This window comes from Variovorax sp. GW823-FHT02B07 (assembly GCF_058797695.1).
The window spans coordinates 16402-38008 of sequence record NZ_JBXAJX010000012.1; the positions used below are offsets into that span (position 1 = coordinate 16402).

Here is a 21607-nt window from a genome sequence, read left to right on the forward strand (position 1 = left end):
TGACAGCTCCGGCGCAGGCCCTATTGACGCTCGCCGTCGCCTGTGCGGGCCGTCATGCGCGAGGCCAGCGCCACCAGCAGCAGCACCGGCACGCCCAGCAGCGCGGTGGCGGTGAAGAAGGTGCTGTAGCCGTAGGCGTCGACAAACGCGCCCGAATAGCCGGCGATGAACTTCGGCAGCAGCAGCATCAGCGAGCTGAACAGCGCGTACTGCGTGGCCGAGTAGCTGATGTTGGTCAGGCTCGACAGGTAGGCGATGAAGGCCGCCGAGGCGATGCCACCGGCCAGGTTGTCGGCCGAGACCACCGCGATCAGCGCCGTCAGGTCGTGCCCGCGCGTGGCCAGCCAGGCGAACAGCAGGTTGCTCGCGGCGCTCAGCACGGCGCCCAGCATCAGCACCCGCATCACGCCCAGGCGCATCGACAGCACGCCGCCCACGAAGGCGCCCACCAGCGTCATGATCACGCCGTAGATCTTGCTGACTGTGGCCACCTGGTCCTTGGTGAAGCCCATGTCCACGTAGAAGGGGTTGGCCATGATGCCCATCACCACGTCGCTGATGCGGTAGATGGCGATCAGCGCCAGGATCAGCGCCGCCTGCCACTTGTAGCGGCGGATGAAGTCGGCAAAAGGCTCGATCAGCACGCTTCGCAGCCATTCGCCTGCGTTCTTCGCCTTCGGCAGCGCGCGCCGCACCGGTTCGGGCGACAGCAGCACCGTGAGCACGCCGACCGCCATCGAGGCCGCCATGACGAGGTAGGCCGTCTTCCAGGCGCCGTTCTGGTAGGCCGCCGCGCCGGTGACGGCCACGGCGGGCGCCACCTCGGCCCAGGCCGCGACCCACAGCACGCCGGCGCCGGCCCAGATCATCGCCAGCCGGTAGCCCGTTTGATAAGCGGCGGCCAGCGCGGCCTGCTTGCGCGTCTCGGCCGATTCGATGCGGAAGGCGTCCAGCGCGATGTCCTGCGTGGCCGAGCCGAAGGCCACCAGCAGCGCGCACCAGATCAGCGGCTGCAGCCCCAGGCGCGGGTCGTTCATCGCCATGCCGACCAGCCCGACGATCACCATGCCCTGCGCCAGCAGCAGCCAGCCGCGCCGGCGACCGAGCAGCGTGGTCAGCGGCGGCAGCGGCAGCCGGTCGACCAGCGGCGCCCAGACCCACTTGAAGCCATAGGCCAGCCCGACCCAGCTCAGGTAGCCGATGGTGGTGCGGTCGATGCCCGCCTCGCGCAGCCGGAAACTCAGCGTGCCCAGCACCAGCAGCAGCGGCAGGCCGGCCGAGAAGCCCAGCGCGAGCATGCGCAGGGTGGCGGGTTCGAGGTAGACCTTGAGCGCGTCGCGCCAGGGCAGCGCGGCGCTCGCGGGGGCTTGGGTGGGTTCGGCGGGCGGTGCGGACATGAGTGGGGGATTGTCCATGAGCTATGGAGGACATCGGCGCGCCCGCTCGTCTTCATTTGTTCCTATCATCCGGGCACCTATGTGCACACGATGCGAACGCCCCCTTTCCGCCCTCTCCGAAGCCTCGGCATGGAACCCGCGCCGGGCCTTCCTGCTGGCCGCCGCCGGTGCGGCGCTGAGCGCGCCGGCGCTGGCGCAGGTCAATGTCGGCAATGCCTCGGTGGCGCGCAACCTCGTGCCCGCCGACCAGATCGAAGCGGCTGGCGTGCAGCAGTACGGCCAACTGCTCGAGCAGGCGCGCGCCAAGGGCGCGCTGGCCGGCGATGGCAACGCGCAACTGCAACGCCTGCGCACCATCGCGCAGCGGCTCATTCCCTTCGCCCTGCCGTGGAACACCCGCGCGCGCGAGTGGAAGTGGGAGGTGAACCTGATCGGCAGCAAGCAGATCAACGCCTTCTGCATGCCCGGCGGCAAGATCGCCTTCTTCACCGGCATCCTCGAGCAGCTCAAGCTGAGCGACGACGAGGTCGCGATGGTCATGGGCCATGAAATGGCGCACGCGCTGCGCGAACACGCCCGCGCGCGCATGGCCAAGAGCGTCGGCACCGGCGCGGCGCTGTCCATCGGCGCGCAGCTGCTGGGGCTCGGCCAGGTCGGCGACCTCGCGGCGCGCGCCGGCACGCAGCTCATCACCCTGAAGTTCAGCCGCAGCGACGAGACCGACGCCGACCTCGTGGGCCTCGAACTCGCCGCGCGCGCGGGCTACGACCCGCAGGCCTCGGTGTCGCTGTGGAAGAAGATGGCCACCGCTTCCAAGAACCAGGGCGGCCTGAGCTTCCTGTCGACCCACCCGAGCGGGCCGGACCGCATCGCCAAGCTCGAGGCGAACGTGCCGAAGGTCGAGAACCTGTACCGGGCGGCTGCGCGCAAGTAGCTGCGCTTCCCGCCGCGCTCAGTCGGCGGTGATGTTCCCCTTCTTCACCACCGTCGCCCAGCGCTGCGCATCCTTCTGGATCAGCGCGCCGAACGCCGCCGGCGTCGAGCTGGCGGGCACCATGCCCTGCGACTCGAAGGACTTCGCCACCTCGGGCGACTTCAGCACCGCGGCGATCTCCGTGTTCAGCCGCGCCACCACGTTGGCCGGCGTGCCCTTGGGCGCGAGCACGCCGTACCACATGTCGACGTTGTCGGCGGTCACGCCGGCCTCGGCCAGGGTGGGCACGTCGGGCAGCTGCGGCAGGCGGTGGCCGCTGCCGGTGGCGAGCGCCTTGAGCTTGCCGGCCTGGATGTGCTGCAGCGCCACGTGCACCGGCAGGAACATCGCGTCGATGCGCCCGCCGAGCAGGTCGGTGACGGCGCCGGCCGTGCCCGTGTAGGGCACGTGCAGCAGGTCGGTGCCGGTGCCCTGCATCAGCAGCGCCATCGACAGGTGGTGCGGCGTGCCGACGCCCGGCGTGGCGTAGGTCAGCTTGCCGGGGTTGGCCTTGGCGGTGGCCACCAGTTGCGCGAGCGAGCCCGCCTTCTGGGTGGACGGGTTGGTCACCAGCAGCAGCGTGCCCCACGAGGTCTGCGACACCGGCGTGAAGTCGGCCACCGGGTCGTAGGCGAGCGACTTGTACAGGCCCTTGTTCATCACCAGCGTGTTGACCTGCACCAGCAGCGTGTAGCCGTCGGGCTTGGCGCGCGCCACCTTCTCGCTGCCGATGTTGCCGCTGGCGCCGGCCAGGTTCTCCACGATCACCGGCTGGCCGAGCACGGCGGGCAGGCGGGCCGAGAGCTGGCGCGCGATCAGGTCGATGCCGGTGCCGGGCGTGTAGGGCACCACCAGCGTCACCGGCTGGTCGGGCCAGGCGTGGGCCGCGGCGGCGCTGGCCGCAACCAGCAGGGTGGCGAAGGTCCGGGTCAGAAATTTCATCGTGTCTTGTCTCCGTCTTGATCTGTGAATGTGCCGGCGCTCAGAGGTATGACGCGCGCGTCTTCAGCGCCGCCGGGTCGTAGCCGGCCACGCGCTTGTAGTGGTCGGAGATCGCCTGCAGTTCCTGCTGCGTGACGAGCTCGTCGAGGTTCTCGACGCGCTTTCCGCCCGAGCGCTCGAACACCTCGCGCAGGATGGTGTCGGGCGGGTTGCTGCGGTTGGTCAGCACCACGTCGGTGGTGGCCTTCACGCGCACGCGGTCGTAGGTCTCGAGCGCCGCGATGCCCACGCCTTCGCGCTTCATCGCGCCTGCGAGAAAACGCGCGTCGATGATCGCCTGGCCCGCGCCGTTGGAGCCGCGCGGCACCATCGGGTGCGCGGCGTCGCCCAGCAGCGTGAGGCGGCCGTGGCTCCAGCGCGGCAGCGGGTCCTGGTCGACCATCGGGTACTCCAGGATGGTGTCGGAGGCCAGGATCAGCGCGGGCACGTCGAGCCAGTCGAAGTGCCAGTCGGCGAAGGCGGGCAGGAAGTCCTCGAGGCGGCCGGCGCGGCTCCAGTCGCGCATCGCGGGCTGGGGCGCGTGGATCTCGGCGACCCAGTTCACGAGCTGGCGGCCCTGGTCGTCGATGTCGTTGCGGATCGGGTAGATCACCATCTTGCCGACGGTGAGCCAGCCCGCGCGCACCATGCTGCCGCCCGAGAGAAAGGGCTTCCAGGCCGCGGTGCCGCGCCACATGTTGATGCCCGAATAGCGCGGCGCGCCCTCGTCCGGATACAGCTGCTTGCGCAGCGCCGAGTGGATGCCGTCGCAGCCCACCGCGACCGCGCCGCGCACCGGCGCGCGGCCGTCGGCAAAGCGCACCGTCACGCCGTCGGCGTCCTGTTCGACGCCGGTGCAGCGGTGGCCGCACTGCACGCTGTCGGGCCCCAGGCGCTTGCGCGTTTCGTTCAGTAGCACCGTCTGCAGGTCGCCGCGGTGGATCGAGTACTGCGGCCAGTCGTAGCCCGCGTGCTGGCCGGCGGGTTCGCGGAACACGAGCTGGCCGTGCTCGGTGAAGAAGACCGCCTCCTGCGTGCGCACGCCCACGGCGTCGAGCGCGTCGAGCAGGCCCAGCTCGGACAGCTCGCGCACCGCATGCGGCAGCAGGTTGATGCCCACGCCGAGCGGGCGCAGCTCGGGCACGGCCTCGTACACGCGGCAGGCGATGCCGGCCTGGTGCAGGCTCAGGGCGAGGGTCAGGCCGCCGATGCCGGCGCCGAGGATGATGACTTCGTTAGGTGCGGTGCTCATGGGGTCCGTATTGGGACCGCAAACGATGCATATGGGAAATTTAGATGTGATATGGATTTATCATGAATTCTTATGAACCTGACCACGCGCCAGATGCGCGCCTTCCTGCAGGTGGCGCGCATCGGCAACTTCACCCGCGCGGCGGAGCAGGCGCACATCACCCAGGCCGGCCTGAGCATCCTGATCCGCGAGATGGAGAAGCAGCTCGGCTGCCGCCTGTTCGACCGCACCACGCGCATGGTGAGCCTCACGCCGGCCGGGCGCCGGCTGCTGCCGGTGGTGGAGCGGCTCGTCACCGACCTCGATGACGTGGCCACCGAACTCGGCGCCGAGGGCGATGCGGCGCGCCAGACGCTGCGCATCGCGGCCACGCCGCTGGTGTCCTCGCACCTGCTGCCCTGGGTGTTCGCGAGTTTTCGCGCCGCGCATCCGCAGGTCGTGCTGCGCCTGTTCGACGCCGACCTGCGCGATGTGGAAGCGATGGTGGCCGCGGGTGAGGCCGACCTCGGCCTGGGCTTCTTCTTCAAGGCCGCAACGGGGCTCGACCGCACGCCCGTGGGGCGCTTCGAGCTGATGCGCGTCACGCAGGCCACGGCCGACGGCGAGCCGGTCGGCACCGCGCCCTGGTCCGCGCTGCGCGGTGCCACGCTGATCGGCCTGCCGCCCGGCAACCCGATCCAGAAGGTGATCGAACGCCAGCTCGGCGAGATCGGCCTGGCCGACGCGCAGCGGCCCGCCTTCAACTTCTTCGGCACGCTGATCTCGATGGTCGAGGCCGGCTTCGGCACCGCCGTGATGCCCACCTTCGCGCTGGCGGCCTGCCGCCGTCACCGCGTGAAGACCGACGTGCTGCTGAAGCCGCGCGTGGGCATGGACTTCTTTCGCCTGACCAAGCGCGGCACGCACGAGACCGAGGCGATGCGCGCCTTCAGCGAGACGCTGGCGAAGGCCTTGCCGGCGCTGTCACGCTAGCGGTCACACCATCGCGTTGTCGCCGCCCGGGATCTCGTGCGCCTTGATCTGCCGGCGCGTGAGCTTGTAGAGCGTGGACGACAGGAAGCCGTCCTGGTGGGTGTTCTTGGTCACGTTCACCACGAACTCGTCCTCGGGCGCCACGGCCTGCGCGCCCATGATCCAGCGCACGCTCTCGCGGTAGTTGTAGAGCACCTTGTCGTTGGCGTCGGCCAGCAGGGTCGACAGCGTGGCCATGGCGATGGCGTCGCCGTTGGTGGCGTGCTCGCGCACGAAGTCCAGGTGGCGGTGGCGCACGGGGATCTCGGACAGGTCGCTGATGAACATCAACGCGCCCTCGGTGGCGTCGTCGTGGCCCAGCTCGCGGGCCTTCAGCATGGCCTCGACCGCCTGCGCCTGCAGCACGGGGCGCTGCGCCGCGGGCGTGGCGTCTTCCCAGGCCATGTCGTGGCAGAGGTAGCCCAGCTTGTAGGCCGCGACGCTGTTGCCGGCCTCTGCAGCCTGGCCGTAGCAGTGCATCGCCTGTTGCCGGTCCTTGGTGCCGTGCTCGCCGCCCGCGTGGAAGATGCCGAGCGTGAGCAGGCATGAGGTGTCGCCGGCGGCCAGCCCCATCTCGAGGATCTCGAAGGCTTCCTGGTTGCGCGGCACGCGCCACAGCGCGCGCGCCAGGTCGTCCCAGTTCTCGGTGCCGGCGTTGCGTTCGCGCGCGGCCGCCAGCCAGGCGTTGCCGGTCGCCGCGTTGGGCACGAAGCCGAAGGCGCCCTTCAGGCTGCAGTAGCCGTGCAGGATCAGCGCGGTGTTGCATTCGTAGGCGTTGGCGCTGTTGCAGATGGCCTGGCCCAGCCAGTGGCCGTCGGGGTCCTGCTCCAGGGCGACGTGCACCGCCATGTTCATCGCGTAGTCGTCGTCGATGGGATGGTGGCTCTCGGCCTCGCGCAGGCAGGCCAGCGCTTCGGCGTGCTGGTCGAGCATGTAGTGGCTCACGGCCAGCCAGCGCAGGGTTTCCCAGCGGTGGTAGGGGTAGAGCGCCTCCTGGGCGCGCTGGCGCGTGGCGGCCATGCGCTGCTGGGCTTCGGCCGGGTCTTCGTCCTTGTCGACGCTGTTGCCCTGGTAGTCGTCGCGCCAGATCTCGTGGCGCAGCCGGTCTTTCTCGACCTCGCTCAGGTGGGCGCAGGCGGGCGAGGCGATGAAGGCGCGCACGCGCTCGTGGCTGCCGCCCCAGCGCGGCTGCTGGAACCAGACGCACTGGCGCATGAAGAAGAACAGCCGCGGGTGCACGTGCAGCGTGGCGTGGATCCAGTAGGACGTGCCGCTGATCACCTTGCGGCCCTGCACGGGCGAGGGCAGGGCGGTGGGCGCGGCCTCGGGGCAGGCGACGCGCTCGTCGTGCGCCAGGCCGGAGCGCGCGAGCTGCGCCAGCAACTCGTCGCGGGTGGCCGCATCGTCGTCCAGCGAAAAGTCGTGCTGCAGCGGCTTGTCGGGCCAGCGGCCGCTGCGCACCAGCTCGGTCAGCCAGTCGGGCTCGTTGAAGGCCGAGGTGCTCTGCAGCAGCAGGGCGCAGGCGGTCCACATCGTGGGCGCGAGCGTCAATGCGCGCAGGGCGGCCACGGCGCAGCGCGTGGCGCAGGCATGGGCGCATTCCCAGCCCAGCGCGGTGACCGTGCTGGCCCAGCCCGAGCCGCGGTACTCGTAGGCCCAGTGGTACCAATAGTGCGCTTCGCACAGCCAGGCGTGGGCCGACTGCGGGCGGGCGGCCTGCCATGCGGCCAGGCGGGCCAGGCCTTCGGCGCCGTCGGCGGTGCAGCCGGCCAGGTCGTCGGGCAAGGCGCCGTAGTAGCGCTCTTCCTCGTCGCGGTCTTGAAAGCTGGCGGCCAGCGCGTCGTCGAGCCGCTGGTCGAGTGCGGCGTAGTCGCCGGCGCGCAGCAGGGCGTCGATGTCGCAGAGCTTCCAGCGCGCGGGGGCGGGGGGAATCACGGTCGCTGCGGCAGAGGGCGTGTGGGTGGTCATGGGCGGGGCTCGCGCGTCAGGCCGACGCGGCGGGGGCGAGAGTGACGGGTTGGGGATCGAAGATGCGGTAGCGCTTCCAGGGCAGCGTGAGCCAGTTGCCCTGGGTGTTCTGCAGGTGCTCCTGCACCTCCAGCGTGGCGCGTGACGAGGCGGGGCCGTCCTGGCTGCTGATGCGCAGCCAGTGCAGCCGGGCCCGCGCATAGGCGTGGCCGAAGTCTTCCCAGCTTTCGAAGCTGTCCTGTGCGCGCTGCGCGTTGAGGAACAGCACCAGCCAGGCCTGCGACTCGGGCACCCAGCCCAGCAGCGCGATGCAGCGCACCAGGAAGGCGGTGCGCGCGCAGTCGAAGGCCAGCGCGTCGCGCACCTGGCCTTCGGCCGCGAGTTGTTCGTAGAAGTTGGCGTGGGTGCGGCCGAGCCCGCCGACCCAGCCGACCAGCGCGGCCTGCATCTGCGTGGCGATGTCGCGTTCGGGCAGGTCGGCGGCCATGTTCATTTCGCGCAGCACCTGCCTGGCCAGACGCTGGCGCTGCTCGGCGGGCACGTCGAGCGCCAGCGTGTCGCTGTCGCAGCGCAGGCCGTTGCGCAGCAGCAGGATGTCGCCGAGCGCCAGCGCCCAGCGGCGGCGGTTGGGCACCACCTTGCCGGCGTCGGCCCTGGCTTGTGCGGCGCGCACCGCGAGGTCGGCGTTGGCCTTCTCCATGTGGCCGATGGCCGTGCCCGAGCCGCGCACGACGATGCGGAATGCCGTGCGCACGACGAACCACGCGATGCGCACCCCCAGGTACAACAGCCCGAGCAGCATCAGGATGACGATGGCCTGCGTCATGGCAATGCAGCGCCCAGCGGCGGCGCGCACACGGCGGCGCTCAGCGAGATGCCTTCGATCTCCAGCATCGTGGCGGGCGCCGGCGTGGGGGCCGCCTGCAGCGACGGCGGCAGCCGGTTCGGGGGCAGCGTCAGCCGGGCGGCGGCGGCCACCGCCACGTCCATCTGCCGCAGCCGCGCCAGCTCGTGCGGCGCGATGCGCAGCAGCAGCCATTGCAGCGCCGGCGGCGGCTGCTCGAAGTGCTCGATCAGGTGGAAGTTGCCGCTCATCACGCTGAGCAGGAAATCGGGGCTTTGCACGTCGGTCACGAACTTCCATTCGCCCCGGGCGGCGTCCGAGGCCTCGGGCTCGAACACTAGGCCCATGCCCTCGCAGTCGCTGTGGCGCTCGCCGCGCGGCGGCAGCGTGCGCAGGAACTGCAGCACGTCGTCGGCGTACTTGCGGATCGGGTGGCGGTTCTGCTTGCCCTTGATCTGGTCGACCCGCAGCCCGTCCGGATGCACTTCGAGGCTGATGGTCACGTGCGGCAGGTTGCCCGCGCTGCGCAGCGTGAACAGGCGCAGCCGGCCGCTCTGCGCGGCGCTGGCGTACTGCTCGCCGTAGCCGCCGTTCAGCTTCTTGATGTTGGCGAACTGGCCCAGGCAGTGCTGCATGTGGAACGACTCGTAGGCCATCTCCTCGCGCAAGGCGGCGTGGCTGCCGATGAACTCGAAGATCACGCCGTTGGGCGTGCGCAGCACTTCCTTCAGCGCCAGGCCGCTGCTGGGCACCCAGCCCTTGTTGCGCTTGGCCTGCATGCGCTGGTGCTCCTGCTCCCACATGGCCATGGCCATGAAGCAGGTGATGCGCTGCAGCTTCTGTTCGAGCCGCGTGCCGCGCCGCGAGCGCAAAAACTCGACCAGCATGCGTTCGCGGTCGACCAGCAGCAGGTGGTCGGGGTCGAGGTAGTAGAAAGTTTTCGGAGCGGCTTCGGCGGCGGGCGATTCGGCCGTGTTGCCCTTGTGGCCCTTGGACTTTTCCTTGTCCTGCACGGACGCCGCGTTCACGGCGGCAGGCACACGCGGCTGCAGCTGCTTCGCCAGCCACTCGGGCAGCGGCTTGTCGGGCCCGGCCGCGGCCAGGTAGTCGGCGGGCGACTGCACCGGCAGCACGTTGCCGAAGCTGCCGATGGCCCAGCGGAAGAAGTGGTTCTGCAGCCAGGCCACCATGTCGGCGTCGTCGCCGCGCTCGGCGCTGCGGCGCGCAATCGCGGCCTTGACCTCGGGCGCGTTCACCACGTCGCGCGGCAGATAAACCGCCGTCGCGGCAGGTGGCGCGGAGGGGCTCGTGGAAGGAGACGGAGTCGGGATGGGCATCGACGGGCGGGCGACTTACAGCGTGAAGTCGTACTCCACCGTGATCGGCGCGTGGTCGCTGAACTTGACCGTCTTGTAGATCGCCTCGGTGCGCGCCAGCGCGCCCATGGCCGGCGTGGCCAGGTGGTAGTCCAGCCGCCATCCCACGTTGTTCGCGTAGGCCTGGCCGCGGTTGCTCCACCAGGTGTAGGCGTCGCCTGTGGTGTCGGGCTTGAGGCGGCGGTACACGTCCACCAGGCCGGCGCCTTCGGTGCCGGCGTCGAGCAGGCGCGTCATCCAGGCGCGTTCTTCGGGCAGGAAGCCGCTGTTCTTCTGGTTGCCGCGCCAGTTCTTCAGGTCGATTTCCTGGTGCGCGATGTTGATGTCGCCGCACAGGATGAACTCGCGCTCCTTCTTCAGCGCCAGCAGGTGCGGGAAGAAGCCCTTCAGGAAGCGGAACTTGGCGGCCTGGCGCTCCTCGCCCGAGCTGCCGCTCGGGAAGTAGCAGCTGATGACCGAGAACTTGCGCTTGGGCGTGTCGAAGCGCAGCTCGAGGTAGCGGCCTTCGGCGTCGAATTCGGGATCACCCCAGCCCACCACCACGGCGCTGGGCGCATGCTTCGTGTAGATGGCGGTGCCCGCGTAGCCTTTTTTCTCGGCAAAGTGGAAGTGGCCCTGCAGGCCCGCCATCTGCTCGAAGCGGCCTTCGACATCGCTGGCCTGGACGCGGATCTCCTGCATGCAAATACAATCCGGCGCGAGTTCGGCCACCCAGTCGGCGACGCCCTTGGTGGCCGCCGAGCGCAGGCCATTGAGATTGAGACTGGTCAGTTTGAACACAAGGAATTTCCAATGGCTGTAGACGGTCAGACAAGCAGCGCGGTGGCACAGGACTTCGTCCAGTTCGCGCTCGACGCCGGCGTGCTTCGCTTCGGCGAATTCAAGACCAAGGCCGGTCGCATGAGCCCGTATTTCTTCAATTCGGGCCTCTTCGACGACGGCGCCAAGATCGCGCGGCTCGCCGGATTCTATGCAGACCGCCTGGTCGAAAGCGGCCTCGAGTTCGACATGATCTTCGGCCCCGCCTACAAGGGCATCCCGCTGGGCGCCACCGTGGCCGCCGAGCTGGCCCGGCGCGGGCGCAACTACCCCTTTGCCTACAACCGCAAGGAAGCCAAGGCGCACGGCGAAGGCGGCAATCTGGTGGGCGCGCCGCTGAAGGGCCGCGTGCTGATCGTCGACGACGTGATGTCGGCCGGCACCGCGGTGCGCGAATCCATCGCCGCGATCCAGGCCGCGGGCGCCACGCCGCATGCCGTGGCCATCGCCCTGGACCGGCAGGAAAAAGCCACCGAGAACGGCGTCGACGTGGACCACAGCGCCGTGCAGTACGTGCGCAACCAGCTCGGCCTCGCGGTGGTGCCCATCGCCACGCTGGACGACCTGCTGAGCTACCTCTCGGGCAACGCCGCCGCCGACCTCGGCGCGCACCGCGAGCGCGTGCTGGCCTACCGCACGCGCTACGGCGCCTGAGACGCAGCGCCGATGCGACGCCCCGCGCGCGATCCCTCTTCTGCCGCTGCCGTGGCGTCGCTGTGGCTGGGCCTGGCGGCCCTGTCGTCGTGCGCAACGGCGCTGGCCCAGCCCGCCAAGACGGACGGCCCCGGTGTCGGCATCTACACCTGCGTCGACGCGCGCGGGCGCACGCTCACGGCCGACCGGCCGATCGCCGAGTGCAGCGACCGCGAGCAGCGCGAACTGGGCCCGAGCGGCACGGTGCGCCGCAAGCTGGAGCCGACCTACACGGCGCGCGAGCAGCAGGAGCGCGAGGACCGCGCGCGCGAAGCCGCCATCCAGGCCGCACGGCTCATCGACGAGCGCCGCCGCGAGCGCGCGCTGCTGGTGCGCTACCCCAATGCCACCACGCACGACCGCGAGCGCGTCGAGGCCCTGTCGCAGATCGATGCCGTGATCCAGGCCGCGAAGAAGCGCATCGCCGAGCTCGCCGACGACCGCAAGAAGATCGACGAAGAACTCGAGTTCTACAAGCAGGACACGAGCAAGGCGCCCGGCGCGGTGCGCCGCAGGATCGAGGACAACACGCAGAGCGTGGCCGTGCAGAACCGCTTCATCGCGGAGCAGGAAGACGAGAAGAAGCGCGTGAATGCGCGCTTCGACGAAGAGCGCGGGCGCCTGAAGACGCTCTGGTCGCCGCAGAACGGCGGCAACCCGCGCTGAACGAACCGGCCGGGGCCTGGCGCAAGGCCCCGGTGGTTGGTGGCTGGATCAGCCCAGCTTGGCTTTCAGCAGCTCGGTGACCTGCGCAGGGTTGGCCTTGCCCCCGCTGGCCTTCATGACCTGACCTACGAGGCCGTTGAGCGCCTTTTCCTTGCCGCCACGGTATTCCTCGACGTTCTTCGCGTTCTTGGCAATCACCTCGTCGAGGATCTTGTCGAGCGCGCCGGTGTCGGCCATCGGCTTCAGGTCCTTGGCTTCGATGATCGCGTCGACATCGCTGCCTTCGCCGCTCCACAGCGCTTCGAACACCTGGCGCGCAGCGTTGTTGGGCAGCGTGCCGTCGGCGATGCGCGTCACCAGCTGCGCGAGCTGCGCGGCCTTCACGGGCGCGGCCTCGATGCCGATCTCGGCGGCGTTCAGGCGGCGCGCCATCTCGCCGGTGATCCAGTTGCTGGCCAGCTTGGGCGCCGCGCCGGCGTTCACCGCGTCGTCGAAGTAGCGGGCCAGCGCCGCACCCTGCGTGAGCTGCGCGGCGTCGTATTCCGACAGGCCGTGGTCGCGCACATAGCGCTCGGCCGTGGCACGCGGCAGCTCAGGCATCGTGGCGCGCACGCGCTCGATCCACTCGGCGGCCACCACGAGGGGCGGCAGGTCGGGGTCGGGGAAGTAGCGGTAGTCGGCCGCGTCTTCCTTGGTGCGCATGGTGCGCGTCTCGCCGGTGGCGGGGTCGAACAGCACGGTGGCCTGCTCGATGGCGCGGCCTTCTTCGAGTTCGTCGATCTGCGAGTTGATCTCGTAGTCGATCGCCTGCTGCATGAACTTGAAGCTGTTCAGGTTCTTGATCTCGCGGCGCGTGCCGAGCTTTTCACCGGGCTTGCGCACCGACACGTTGGCGTCGCAGCGGAAGCTGCCTTCCTGCATGTTGCCGTCGCAGATGCCGATCCACGTGACGATCTTGTGCAGTTCCTTCGCATAAGCCACGGCCTCGGCGGTGGAACGCATGTCGGGCTCGGTCACGATCTCCAGCAGCGGCGTGCCGGCGCGGTTCAGGTCGATGCCGCTCTGGCCGATGAAGTCTTCGTGCAGCGACTTGCCCGCGTCTTCCTCGAGGTGGGCGCGCACCAGGCGCACGGTCTTCTTTTCTTCGCCGAGGAAGAACGACACCGCGCCGCCTTGCACCACCGGGATCTCGAACTGGCTGATCTGGTAGCCCTTGGGCAGGTCGGGGTAGAAGTAGTTCTTGCGTGCGAACACGCTGCGCGGCGCGATGTGCGAGCCCAGCGCCAGGCCCAGCTTGATGGCGCGTTCGACCGCACCCTTGTTCATCACGGGCAGCGTGCCGGGCAGTGCCAGGTCGACCGCGCAGGCCTGCGTGTTGGGCTCGGCGCCGAAGGCGGTGGAGGCGCGGCTGAAGATCTTGCTCGCGGTCGACAGTTGGGCGTGCGTCTCGAAGCCGATGATGACTTCATAGCCGCGCACCAGCGGGCCGGTCGGACGGCCTTGTTGTTGTGCTTCGAAGGTGTTCACTGCGGTGGTGTCGCTCATCTTAAAAACCCTCCGGCGTGCGCGTGTGCCAGTCGGTGGCTTGCTGGAAGCGGTGCGCTGCATTGAGCAGCTTCGCTTCGCCGAAGTAGTTGCCGATCAGTTGCAGGCCCACGGGCATGCCGCTGTCGAAGCCTGCAGGCACGCTCATGCCCGGAAGGCCTGCGAGCGATGCGGGCAGCGTGAAGATGTCGGCGAGGTAGTCGGCCACGGGGTCGTCGCCGTGTTCGCCGATCTTCCAGGCGGTGGTCGGTGCGGCGGGGCCGGCGATCACGTCGCATTGCGTCAGCGCCTGCTGGAAGTCGTCCGCGATCATGCGGCGCACCTTCTGCGCCTGCAGGTAGTAGGCGTCGTAGTAGCCGTGCGAGAGCACGTAGGTGCCGATCATGATGCGGCGCTTCACCTCGTCGCCGAAGCCTTCGGCGCGCGTGCGTTCGTACATCTCGGCCAGGTCCTTGTACTGCCTGGCGCGGTGGCCGAACTTGACGCCGTCGAAGCGGCTCAGGTTGCTCGAGGCCTCGGCCGCGGCCAGGATGTAGTACACGGGAATCGACAGCTCGGTGCGCGGCAGCGAGACCTCGACGCGCTTGGCGCCGAGCTTCTCGTACTGTGCGAGCGCCGCGTCGATGGCGGCGCGCACGCCGGGTGCCACGCCGTCGCCGAAGAACTCCTTCGGCACGCCGATGCGCAGGCCTTCGAGCGAATCGTTCAGCGAGCGGCCGAAGTCTTCGGCGGGCTTGTCGAGCGAGGTCGAATCGCGGTCGAGATCAGGGCCGCAGAAGGCCGACAGCAGCAGCGCGCAGTCTTCGGCCGAGCGGGCCATCGGGCCGGCCTGGTCGAGGCTCGATGCGAAGGCCACCATGCCGTAGCGCGAGGCGCGGCCGTAGGTCGGCTTGATGCCGGTTACGCCGCAGAACGATGCGGGCTGGCGGATCGAACCGCCGGTGTCGGTGCCGGTGGCGGCAGGCGCAAGGCGAGCGGCCACGGCGGCGGCGCTGGCGCCCGACGAGCCGCCCGGAATGCGTTCGAGGTTCCAGGGGTTGCGCACCGGCACGGCTTGGTCGTGGCCCACGGCGGGCACGGCGACGTTCTCGTTGGCCGAGCCCATCGCGAACTCGTCGCAGCTGAGCTTGCCGAGCGTGACCGCGCCGGCTTCGGCCAGGCGGCGCACCACGGTCGCGTCGAAGGGCGAGCGGTAGCCCGCGAGCATCTTCGAGCCGGCGGTGGTGGCGAAATCGGTGGTGACGAAGATGTCCTTGTGTGCGATCGGAACGCCGGCCAGCGCGGGCGCGTTGCCCTTGGCGAGGAGCGCGTCGGCCGCGCGGGCCTGGGCCAGCGTGACTTCTTCGTTGACGTCGACAAAGGTGCCGAGCGATTCGTGGGCCTTCATGCGGCCCAAGAAGGCCTGCGAGGCTTCGACGGCCGAAACCTTGCGGTCGGCCAAGGCCTTCGCCAGCGCGACCACGCTCAATTGGTGCAGTTCACCGCTGCTCATCATTCGATCACCTTGGGCACGAGGAACAGGCCGGCTTCGACGGCCGGGGCGCTCTTCTGGTTGGCTTCGCGGTTGTTCGGCTCGCTGACGACATCGTCGCGCAGGCGCAAGGTCACGTCTTCGAGCGCGGCCACGGGGTGCGCCAGCGGCTCGACGCTGGTGGTGTCGACCGCGCGCATGCGTTCGACCAGATCGAAGAAGCCGTTGATTTGAGTGAGCATGCGCTCGCTTTCATCTGGGGCAAGCTGCAGCCGCGCCAGGGAGGCGATGCGTGCAATATCGGAAGCGGAAAGAGACATAGATGGCTGACGGGTCGAAAAAACCGGAGGCAATCGCACGCCGAAGAGGGTGCCGACACGGGATTCAGAGGGGATTCGGTTATTATCCCGCCTTTGCCGCAACCCCCGCGAACGCGCCGGCTTTTGCGCCAAAAACGATCAATTCACCCCGTCAAACGACCCAAAAATAGAGCGACGACCTGCCGATGCGCAGGCCGTGCTCAGAGGATTCCGCACATGTTTGGAGCTTTCCGTCGGTACTTCTCCACCGACCTGGCGATCGACCTCGGCACCGCCAACACCCTGATCTTCGCCCGCAACAAGGGCATCGTGCTGGACGAGCCCTCCGTGGTCGCGATCCGCCACGAAGGCGGTCCCCATGGCAAGAAGGTGATCCAGGCCGTCGGCCGCGAAGCCAAGGCCATGCTGGGCAAGGTGCCCGGCAACATCGAGGCCATCCGCCCGATGAAGGACGGCGTCATTGCCGACTTCGTGATCACCGAGCAGATGATCAAGCAGTTCATCAAGATGGTGCACCCGCGCACGCTGCTCACGCCGAGCCCGCGCATCATCATCTGCGTGCCCTGCGGCTCGACCCAGGTCGAGCGCCGCGCCATCAAGGACGCGGCCGAAGCCGCCGGCGCCACCGCCGTCTACCTCATCGAAGAACCCATGGCCGCGGCCATCGGCGCCGGCCTGCCCGTCAGCGAAGCCTCGGGCTCGATGGTGGTGGACATCGGCGGCGGCACCACCGAAGTGGGCGTGATTTCGCTGGGCGGCATGGTCTACAAGGGCTCGGTCCGCGTGGGCGGCGACCGCTTCGACGAAGCCATCATCAACTACATCCGCCGCAACTACGGCATGCTGATCGGCGAGCCGACGGCCGAAGTCATCAAGAAGAACATCGGCTCGGCCTTCCCGGGCTCCGAAGTCAAGGAAATGGAAGTCAAGGGCCGCAACCTTTCCGAAGGCGTGCCGCGCAGCTTCACCATCAGCAGCAACGAAGTGCTGGAAGCCCTGACCGACCCCCTGAACAACATCGTCTCGGCCGTGAAGAACGCGCTGGAACAGACGCCTCCCGAACTGGGCGCCGACATCGCCGAGCGCGGCATGATGCTCACCGGCGGCGGCGCGCTGCTGCGCGACCTCGACCGCCTGCTCGCCGAGGAAACCGGCCTGCCGGTGCTCGTGGCCGAAGACCCGCTGACCTGCGTGGTGCGCGGCTGCGGCATCGCCCTGGAGCGCATGGACCGTCTGGGCAGCATCTTCACGAGCGAGTAAAAGGCGAAAGCCATCATCGGCCGGCCTCTGCTTGCGCAGGCCGGCTTTTTGTTATTTGATGCCGCACCACCGCCGGGTCTGACTACATGCCTCTGGGCACGCTCGATCGCACAGCGCCACCCCTGTTCAACCAGGGGCAATCGGCACTCAGCAAGCTGATCTTCTTCGGCGCGCTCTCGCTCTTCCTCATGGTCGCCGACGCACGCTTTCACCTCGTGAAGCCGATCCGCTCGGCCATCGGCGCGGTGCTCTATCCGGTGCAGATGGCGGCGCTCAAGCCGGTCATGCTGGTGATGGGCGGCAGCCGCTACTTCGAAGAGCTGCAGACCGCGCAGCGCAACGAAGACGAGGCCCGCAAGGCCCTGATGCTGCAGGCCGAGACCGCCAGCCGCGCCGACACGCTCGCGCAAGACAACGCCCGCCTGCGCGAGCTGCTCGAGCTGCGCCAGACCACCACCACGCCGGGCCGCCCGGCCGAGGTGCTGTACGACGCGGCCGACCCCTACACGCGCAAGATCGTCATCGACCAGGGCCTCGCGCAGGGCGTGGCCGCCGGCTCGCCGGTGATCGACGCGCGCGGCGTGCTGGGCCAGGTGACGCAGGTGCTGCCCTTCACGAGTGAGGTCACGCTGGTGATCGACCGCGACCTGGCCATTCCCGTGCAGAACACCCGCACCGGCGTGCGCAGCGTGGCCTTCGGCGACGCCTCGGCGCACGGCGGCGGCATGGAGCTGCGCTTCATGGCGGCCAATGCCGACCTGCAGGAGGGCGACCTGCTGTCCACCAGCGGCGTCGACGGCATCTACCCGGCCGGCCTGCCGGTGGCCAAGATCGAACGCATCGAGCGCCGCGCCGACTCGGCCTTTGCGCGCATCTACTGCGTGCCGCTGGCCCGCGTGACCGCGGCGCGCTACGTGCTGGTGCTCGAGCCCTCGGGCGCCCCGGTGGCGCCGCCGCACGTCGAGGCCGCGTCCACCCAGCGCAAGCGCCCCGAAGGCAAGCCGGGCGCCGGCAAGAACGAGAAGAAACCGGCGGGAGCCACGCGATGATCAAGCGCCCCGGCCAGCAGCAGCTGTTGCTGCCCGTCAGCCCCGTCTTCATGTGGACCAGCCTGCTCGTGGCGCTGCTGGTCAACATGATCCCCATCGGCCGCGCCGCCTGGATGCCCGACCTGCTGGCGCTGGTGATCGTGTTCTGGGGCGTGCACCAGCCCGCGCGCGTGGGCATCGGCGCGGCCTTCATGTTCGGCCTGCTCATGGACGTGCACCAGTCGTCGATGCTGGGCCAGCATGCGCTGTCCTACACCACGCTGGGCTTCTTCGCGATCATGATCCACCGGCGCCTGCTGTGGTACCCGGTGCTCTCGCAGGCGCTGCAGGTGCTGCCGCTGTTTGCGCTGTCGCAGTTCATCGAGGTGATCACGCGCATGATCGGCGGCGGCGTGTTCCCGGGCTGGGGCGTGCTGGTCTCGCCGGCGCTCGAGGCGGCGCTGTGGCCGCTGGCCACCGCGCTGCTGCTGGCGCCCCAGCGCCGCACGCCCGAACCCGACGAGAACCGCCCCCTCTAGTCATGGTGCCCCCCGGCTTTTCACTTCGCTTCGCTGCGTGTAACTCCACCCCCCGAGGGGGAGGCGCGGCCCGCCTTGGGGCGGCCCGGCGGCGGCCGCCCGTCGCATTTGCCATCGCACCTGCGCACGCCTAAGCTTCCTGACGCCATGACCGAAATCCGCAACGTTGCCGCCGACCTGGCGCGCTTCAAGCGCCGCGTGATCGTCATCGGCCTGGCGGTGCTGTTCGCCTTCAGTCTGCTGGGCTCGCGGCTGGTCTACCTGCAGGTGGTGCGCCATGCCGACCTGGCCGAGCAGGCCGAGAGCAACCGCACGGCCGTGGTGCCGGTGGTGCCGAACCGGGGGCTCATCCTCGACCGCAACGGCATCGTGCTGGCCTCCAACTACTCGGCCTACACGCTGGAGATCACGCCCTCCAAGGTCGGCGACGTCGAGGAGACCATCAACAGCCTGACCAGCGTGCTCGAGGTGTCGCCGCGCGACCGCCGCCGCTTCAAGCGCCTGCGCGAAGACTCGCGCAGCTTCGACTCCATTCCGATCCGCACCCGCCTGAGCGACGAGGAAGTGGCGCGCTTCGCGGCACAGCGCTACCGCTTCCCGGGCGTGGAGATCAAGGCGCGCCTGTTCCGCAACTACCCGCAGGGCGAGCTGGCCTCGCACGTGCTGGGCTACATCGGCCGCATCAACCAGCGCGAGAAGACCGCGATGGAAGACTGGGACGAGGAAGACCAGGCCAACTACAAAGGCACCGACTACATCGGCAAGCTGGGCATCGAGCAGAGCTACGAGAAGATGCTGCACGGCCAGACCGGCGTCGAGCAGATGGAAACCTCGGCCGGCGGGCGCGCCGTGCGCCGGCTCGCGAGCCACCCGGCCACGCCGGGCAACACCGTCATGCTCTCGCTGGACATCAAGCTGCAGAAGCTGGTGGAAGACATGTACGGCGACCGGCGCGGCGCGCTCGTGGCCATCGACCCCAAGACCGGCGAGGTGCTGGCCTTCGTGAGCAAGCCCACCTTCGACCCCAACCTCTTCGTCGAAGGCATCGACACCGAGAGCTGGCAGGCGCTCACCGAATCGATCGACAAGCCGCTGCTGAACCGCGCGCTGCGCGGCACCTACCCGCCGGGCTCCACCTACAAGCCCTTCATGGCGCTGGCGGCGCTGCAGACCGGCAAGCGCGCCGCGAGCGTGGTGGTGAACGACCCCGGCTACTTCAACTTCGGCGGCCACCGCTTCGGCAGCCCCGAGGGCTACCTGGGCGGCGTCGACATGCGCCGCTCGATCCAGGTGTCGAGCAACATCTACTACTACTCGCTGGCCAACGAGATGGGCGTGGACCTGATCCACGACTTCATGAAGCCGATGGGCTTCGGCCAGATCACCGGCATCGACCTGGGCGGCGAGGTGCGCGGCGTGCTGCCCAGCACCGAGTGGAAGCGCAACGCCTACAAGCGGCCCGAGCAGAAGAAGTGGTACGCGGGCGAGACCATCTCGCTGGGCATCGGCCAGGGCTACAACGCCTTCACCATGCTGCAGCTGGCGCAGGCCACGGCCATCGTGGCCGACGGCGGCATGAAGCACCGGCCGCACCTGGCGCTGGCGATGCGCAACACGGTCAGCGGGCAGGTCGTGCCGCTGCCGCAGCCGCCGGCCGAGAACCTGGGCTACACGGCGGCCAACGTGGCGGTGATCCGCGAGGGCCTGACCAGCGTGGTCACCAGCGGCACCGCGCGCGGCGTGTTCGCGGGCGCGGGCTACCAGGCGGCCGGCAAGACCGGCACGGCACAGGCCGTGACGCAGGCCAAGAACACCAAGTACAACGCGCGCGCGCTCGAAGAACACCAGCGCGACCACGCGCTGTTCATGGCCTACGCACCGGCCAACAACCCGAAGATCGCGCTCGCCGTCATCGTCGAGAACGCCGGATGGGGCGCGGGTGCTGCGGCGCCTTTGGCGCGCCGCGTGTTCGACTACTGGCTCATGGACCAGTACCCGAGCGAGGCCGACATGGCCGCCGTGCGCATCGGCCGCGCGGGCGCGCCGATGGGCAAGCCGCGCGTGGCCAGCGAGGTGGCCTGGCCCGCGGCGGCCGCGGTGCCGGCACCGGCGGGCGCGGCATCGTCGGCGGCGCCGACGCCCTGAAAGATGCGCCCCTCGGGGCGCACCGTCGCTCAGGCCAGGGTCAGACCACCGTCCCGGCGACTTCACCCAGGCCGATGCGCACCGCGCCTTCGCGCTCGCACCAGCCGCGCATCACCAGCGTGTCGCCGTCTTCCAGGAAGGTGCGCTTCTCGCCGTTCGGCAGCGTGACCGGCTGCTTGCCGCCCAGCGTGAGTTCCATCAGCGAGCCGGCCTGGTCGGGCTGCGGGCCCGACAGCGTGCCCGAACCCAGCAGGTCGCCGGGCTGCAGGTTGCAGCCGTTCACCGTGTGGTGCGTGATGAGCTGCGCGGCGGTCCAGTAGGCGGCCTCGGTGGTGTTGCCCAGCGTGAGGCGCACGGGCGCCACGCCGTCGGCGCGCATCTTCGCGGTCTGGAGCAGCACTTCGAGCGTGATGTCGAGCGCGCCGCTGTCGCGGTTCGACGGGGCGTCGAGGTAGGGCAGCGGTTGCGGGTCTTCGGCGGGGCGCTCGAACTTCGCGCGGAACGGCGCCAGCGCTTCGGTCGTCACGATCCAGGGCGACAGCGTGCTGGCGAAGTTCTTCGCGAGGAACGGGCCCAGCGGCTGGTACTCCCAGGCCTGCAGGTCGCGCGCCGACCAGTCGTTGAGCAGGGTCACGCCGAACAGGTGGTCTTCGGCGTCGCCGATGGCGATGGGTTCGCCCAGCGCGTTGCCGCGGCCCACGAGGAAGCCCAGCTCCAGTTCGTAGTCCAGCCGCTTCGAGGGGCCGAAGCTCGGCGCCACCGCGTCGGGTGCCTTGGTCTGGCCTTGCGGGCGCTTGAAGACCTGGCCGCTCACGCCGATCGACGAGGCGCGGCCGTGGTAGCCGATGGGCACCCACTTGTAGTTGGGCATCAGCGGCTGGTCGGGACGGAACAGCTTGCCGATGGTGGTGGCGTGGTGGATGCCCGTGTAGAAGTCGGTGTAGTCGCCGATGCGGCAGGGCACGGTCATCTCGGCCTGGGCTTGCGCGAGCAGCGCCTTCGACCATGCAGCCTGCTGGCCGCTGCCTTCGGCGAGGCCCGCGGAGATCGCGGCGCGCAGCGCCTGGCGGTCTTTCACCGAGGCGTTCATCAGCACGTTCATGTCGTCGGTGTCGATGAGGCCGGTGGCGCGCAGGTCGAGGATCTGGTCGCCGATGGCCACGCCGATGCGGAAGGTCTCGCTGCTGCCGGCCGTGCGGAAGCGGCCGAAGGGCAGGTTCTGGATCGGGAAGTCGGTGCCGGCCACGTTGGCGGCGGCGACCCAGCTGCGCAGCTTCGGGTCGTGGGTGGCGTTGAGTGCGGTCATGGAGGTCTTTCTT

The 21607-nt window shown here is 69.4% G+C and carries 19 protein-coding genes; 8 read left to right on the top strand and 11 right to left on the bottom strand.

Annotated elements, in window-relative coordinates; all coding sequences use genetic code 11:
* Positions 1–20 precede the first annotated feature (20 nt).
* A complete protein-coding gene (locus AC1RGU_RS30325; protein WP_492700180.1) occupies positions 21–1415 on the bottom strand; it encodes an AmpG family muropeptide MFS transporter in 1395 nt (464 codons plus the stop codon).
* Positions 1416–1476: 61 nt separating this feature from the next.
* On the opposite strand from AC1RGU_RS30325, the gene AC1RGU_RS30330 reads away from it, so the two are divergent.
* The gene (locus AC1RGU_RS30330) at positions 1477–2331 is read left to right on the top strand and encodes a M48 family metallopeptidase (RefSeq protein ID WP_369645052.1); all 855 of its coding nucleotides are present in this window, start codon (positions 1477–1479) and stop codon (positions 2329–2331) included.
* 18 nt (positions 2332–2349) lie between these two features.
* On the opposite strand, the gene AC1RGU_RS30335 is transcribed toward AC1RGU_RS30330, so the two are convergent.
* Entirely contained in the window at positions 2350–3312 is a 963-nt protein-coding gene (locus AC1RGU_RS30335) for a tripartite tricarboxylate transporter substrate binding protein (RefSeq protein ID WP_492700183.1), read from the bottom strand.
* 40 nt (positions 3313–3352) lie between these two features.
* On the bottom strand, positions 3353–4603 hold the full coding sequence (locus AC1RGU_RS30340) for a flavin-dependent oxidoreductase (protein ID WP_492700185.1): 1251 nt from the start codon (positions 4601–4603) through the stop codon (positions 3353–3355).
* A gap of 72 nt (positions 4604–4675) precedes the next feature.
* Between AC1RGU_RS30340 and AC1RGU_RS30345 the strand changes: the two genes are divergently transcribed.
* Positions 4676–5575, top strand: coding sequence for a LysR family transcriptional regulator (locus tag AC1RGU_RS30345; RefSeq protein WP_492700187.1), 900 nt, complete (start codon positions 4676–4678; stop codon positions 5573–5575).
* A 3-nt stretch (positions 5576–5578) separates the two neighbouring features.
* On the opposite strand, the gene AC1RGU_RS30350 is transcribed toward AC1RGU_RS30345, so the two are convergent.
* The 4 genes from AC1RGU_RS30350 to AC1RGU_RS30365 are packed head-to-tail and all read right to left on the bottom strand — an operon-like array spanning position 5579 to position 10582.
* Positions 5579–7582, bottom strand: a complete 2004-nt coding sequence (locus AC1RGU_RS30350) for a DUF4034 domain-containing protein (RefSeq protein ID WP_492700189.1) — start codon at positions 7580–7582, stop codon at positions 5579–5581.
* 16 nt (positions 7583–7598) lie between these two features.
* Complete coding sequence (locus tag AC1RGU_RS30355; RefSeq protein ID WP_492700191.1) at positions 7599–8408, bottom strand: DUF1266 domain-containing protein; 810 nt, start codon at positions 8406–8408, stop codon at positions 7599–7601.
* Entirely contained in the window at positions 8405–9763 is a 1359-nt protein-coding gene (locus AC1RGU_RS30360) for a hypothetical protein (RefSeq protein ID WP_492700193.1), read from the bottom strand. The genes AC1RGU_RS30355 and AC1RGU_RS30360 overlap by 4 nt, the downstream gene beginning before the upstream one ends.
* Positions 9764–9778: 15 nt before the next feature.
* Entirely contained in the window at positions 9779–10582 is an 804-nt protein-coding gene (locus tag AC1RGU_RS30365) for an exodeoxyribonuclease III (RefSeq protein ID WP_062472711.1), read from the bottom strand.
* 12 nt (positions 10583–10594) lie between these two features.
* On the opposite strand from AC1RGU_RS30365, the gene pyrE reads away from it, so the two are divergent.
* Together pyrE and AC1RGU_RS30375 are read left to right on the top strand one after the other, a co-directional pair.
* On the top strand, positions 10595–11275 hold the full coding sequence (gene pyrE / locus AC1RGU_RS30370) for an orotate phosphoribosyltransferase (RefSeq protein ID WP_056583914.1): 681 nt from the start codon (positions 10595–10597) through the stop codon (positions 11273–11275).
* 12 nt (positions 11276–11287) lie between these two features.
* Complete coding sequence (locus tag AC1RGU_RS30375) at positions 11288–11980, top strand: DUF4124 domain-containing protein (RefSeq protein ID WP_489060241.1); 693 nt, start codon at positions 11288–11290, stop codon at positions 11978–11980.
* Positions 11981–12028: 48 nt separating this feature from the next.
* On the opposite strand, the gene gatB is transcribed toward AC1RGU_RS30375, so the two are convergent.
* The 3 genes from gatB to gatC are packed head-to-tail and all read right to left on the bottom strand — an operon-like array spanning position 12029 to position 15316.
* Positions 12029–13525: an Asp-tRNA(Asn)/Glu-tRNA(Gln) amidotransferase subunit GatB gene (gene gatB / locus AC1RGU_RS30380; RefSeq protein ID WP_492700195.1), complete on the bottom strand. Its 1497-nt coding sequence runs from the start codon at positions 13523–13525 to the stop codon at positions 12029–12031.
* 1 nt (position 13526) lies between these two features.
* Positions 13527–15017: an Asp-tRNA(Asn)/Glu-tRNA(Gln) amidotransferase subunit GatA gene (gene gatA / locus AC1RGU_RS30385; RefSeq protein ID WP_492700196.1), complete on the bottom strand. Its 1491-nt coding sequence runs from the start codon at positions 15015–15017 to the stop codon at positions 13527–13529.
* Positions 15017–15316, bottom strand: coding sequence for an Asp-tRNA(Asn)/Glu-tRNA(Gln) amidotransferase subunit GatC (gene gatC, locus AC1RGU_RS30390; RefSeq protein WP_492700197.1), 300 nt, complete (start codon positions 15314–15316; stop codon positions 15017–15019). The genes gatA and gatC overlap by 1 nt, the downstream gene beginning before the upstream one ends.
* A gap of 216 nt (positions 15317–15532) precedes the next feature.
* Between gatC and AC1RGU_RS30395 the strand changes: the two genes are divergently transcribed.
* The 4 genes from AC1RGU_RS30395 to mrdA all read left to right on the top strand — a co-directional run bounded on the left by AC1RGU_RS30395 (position 15533) and on the right by mrdA (position 20288).
* Positions 15533–16576 carry a rod shape-determining protein gene (locus AC1RGU_RS30395; protein WP_056583929.1) on the top strand — a complete coding sequence of 348 codons (1044 nt, stop codon included), beginning with the start codon at positions 15533–15535 and terminating at the stop codon, positions 16574–16576.
* An 86-nt stretch (positions 16577–16662) separates the two neighbouring features.
* Positions 16663–17625: a rod shape-determining protein MreC gene (gene mreC / locus AC1RGU_RS30400; protein WP_095743224.1), complete on the top strand. Its 963-nt coding sequence runs from the start codon at positions 16663–16665 to the stop codon at positions 17623–17625.
* Positions 17622–18143, top strand: a complete 522-nt coding sequence (mreD, locus tag AC1RGU_RS30405) for a rod shape-determining protein MreD (protein WP_062472721.1) — start codon at positions 17622–17624, stop codon at positions 18141–18143. Before mreC ends, mreD begins: the two co-directional genes overlap by 4 nt.
* Positions 18144–18290: 147 nt before the next feature.
* Positions 18291–20288, top strand: coding sequence for a penicillin-binding protein 2 (gene mrdA / locus AC1RGU_RS30410; protein ID WP_062472723.1), 1998 nt, complete (start codon positions 18291–18293; stop codon positions 20286–20288).
* Between the two features lie 40 nt (positions 20289–20328).
* On the opposite strand, the gene fahA is transcribed toward mrdA, so the two are convergent.
* Entirely contained in the window at positions 20329–21594 is a 1266-nt protein-coding gene (gene fahA, locus AC1RGU_RS30415; RefSeq protein ID WP_492700198.1) for a fumarylacetoacetase, read from the bottom strand.
* Between the last annotated feature and the right edge of the window lie 13 nt (positions 21595–21607).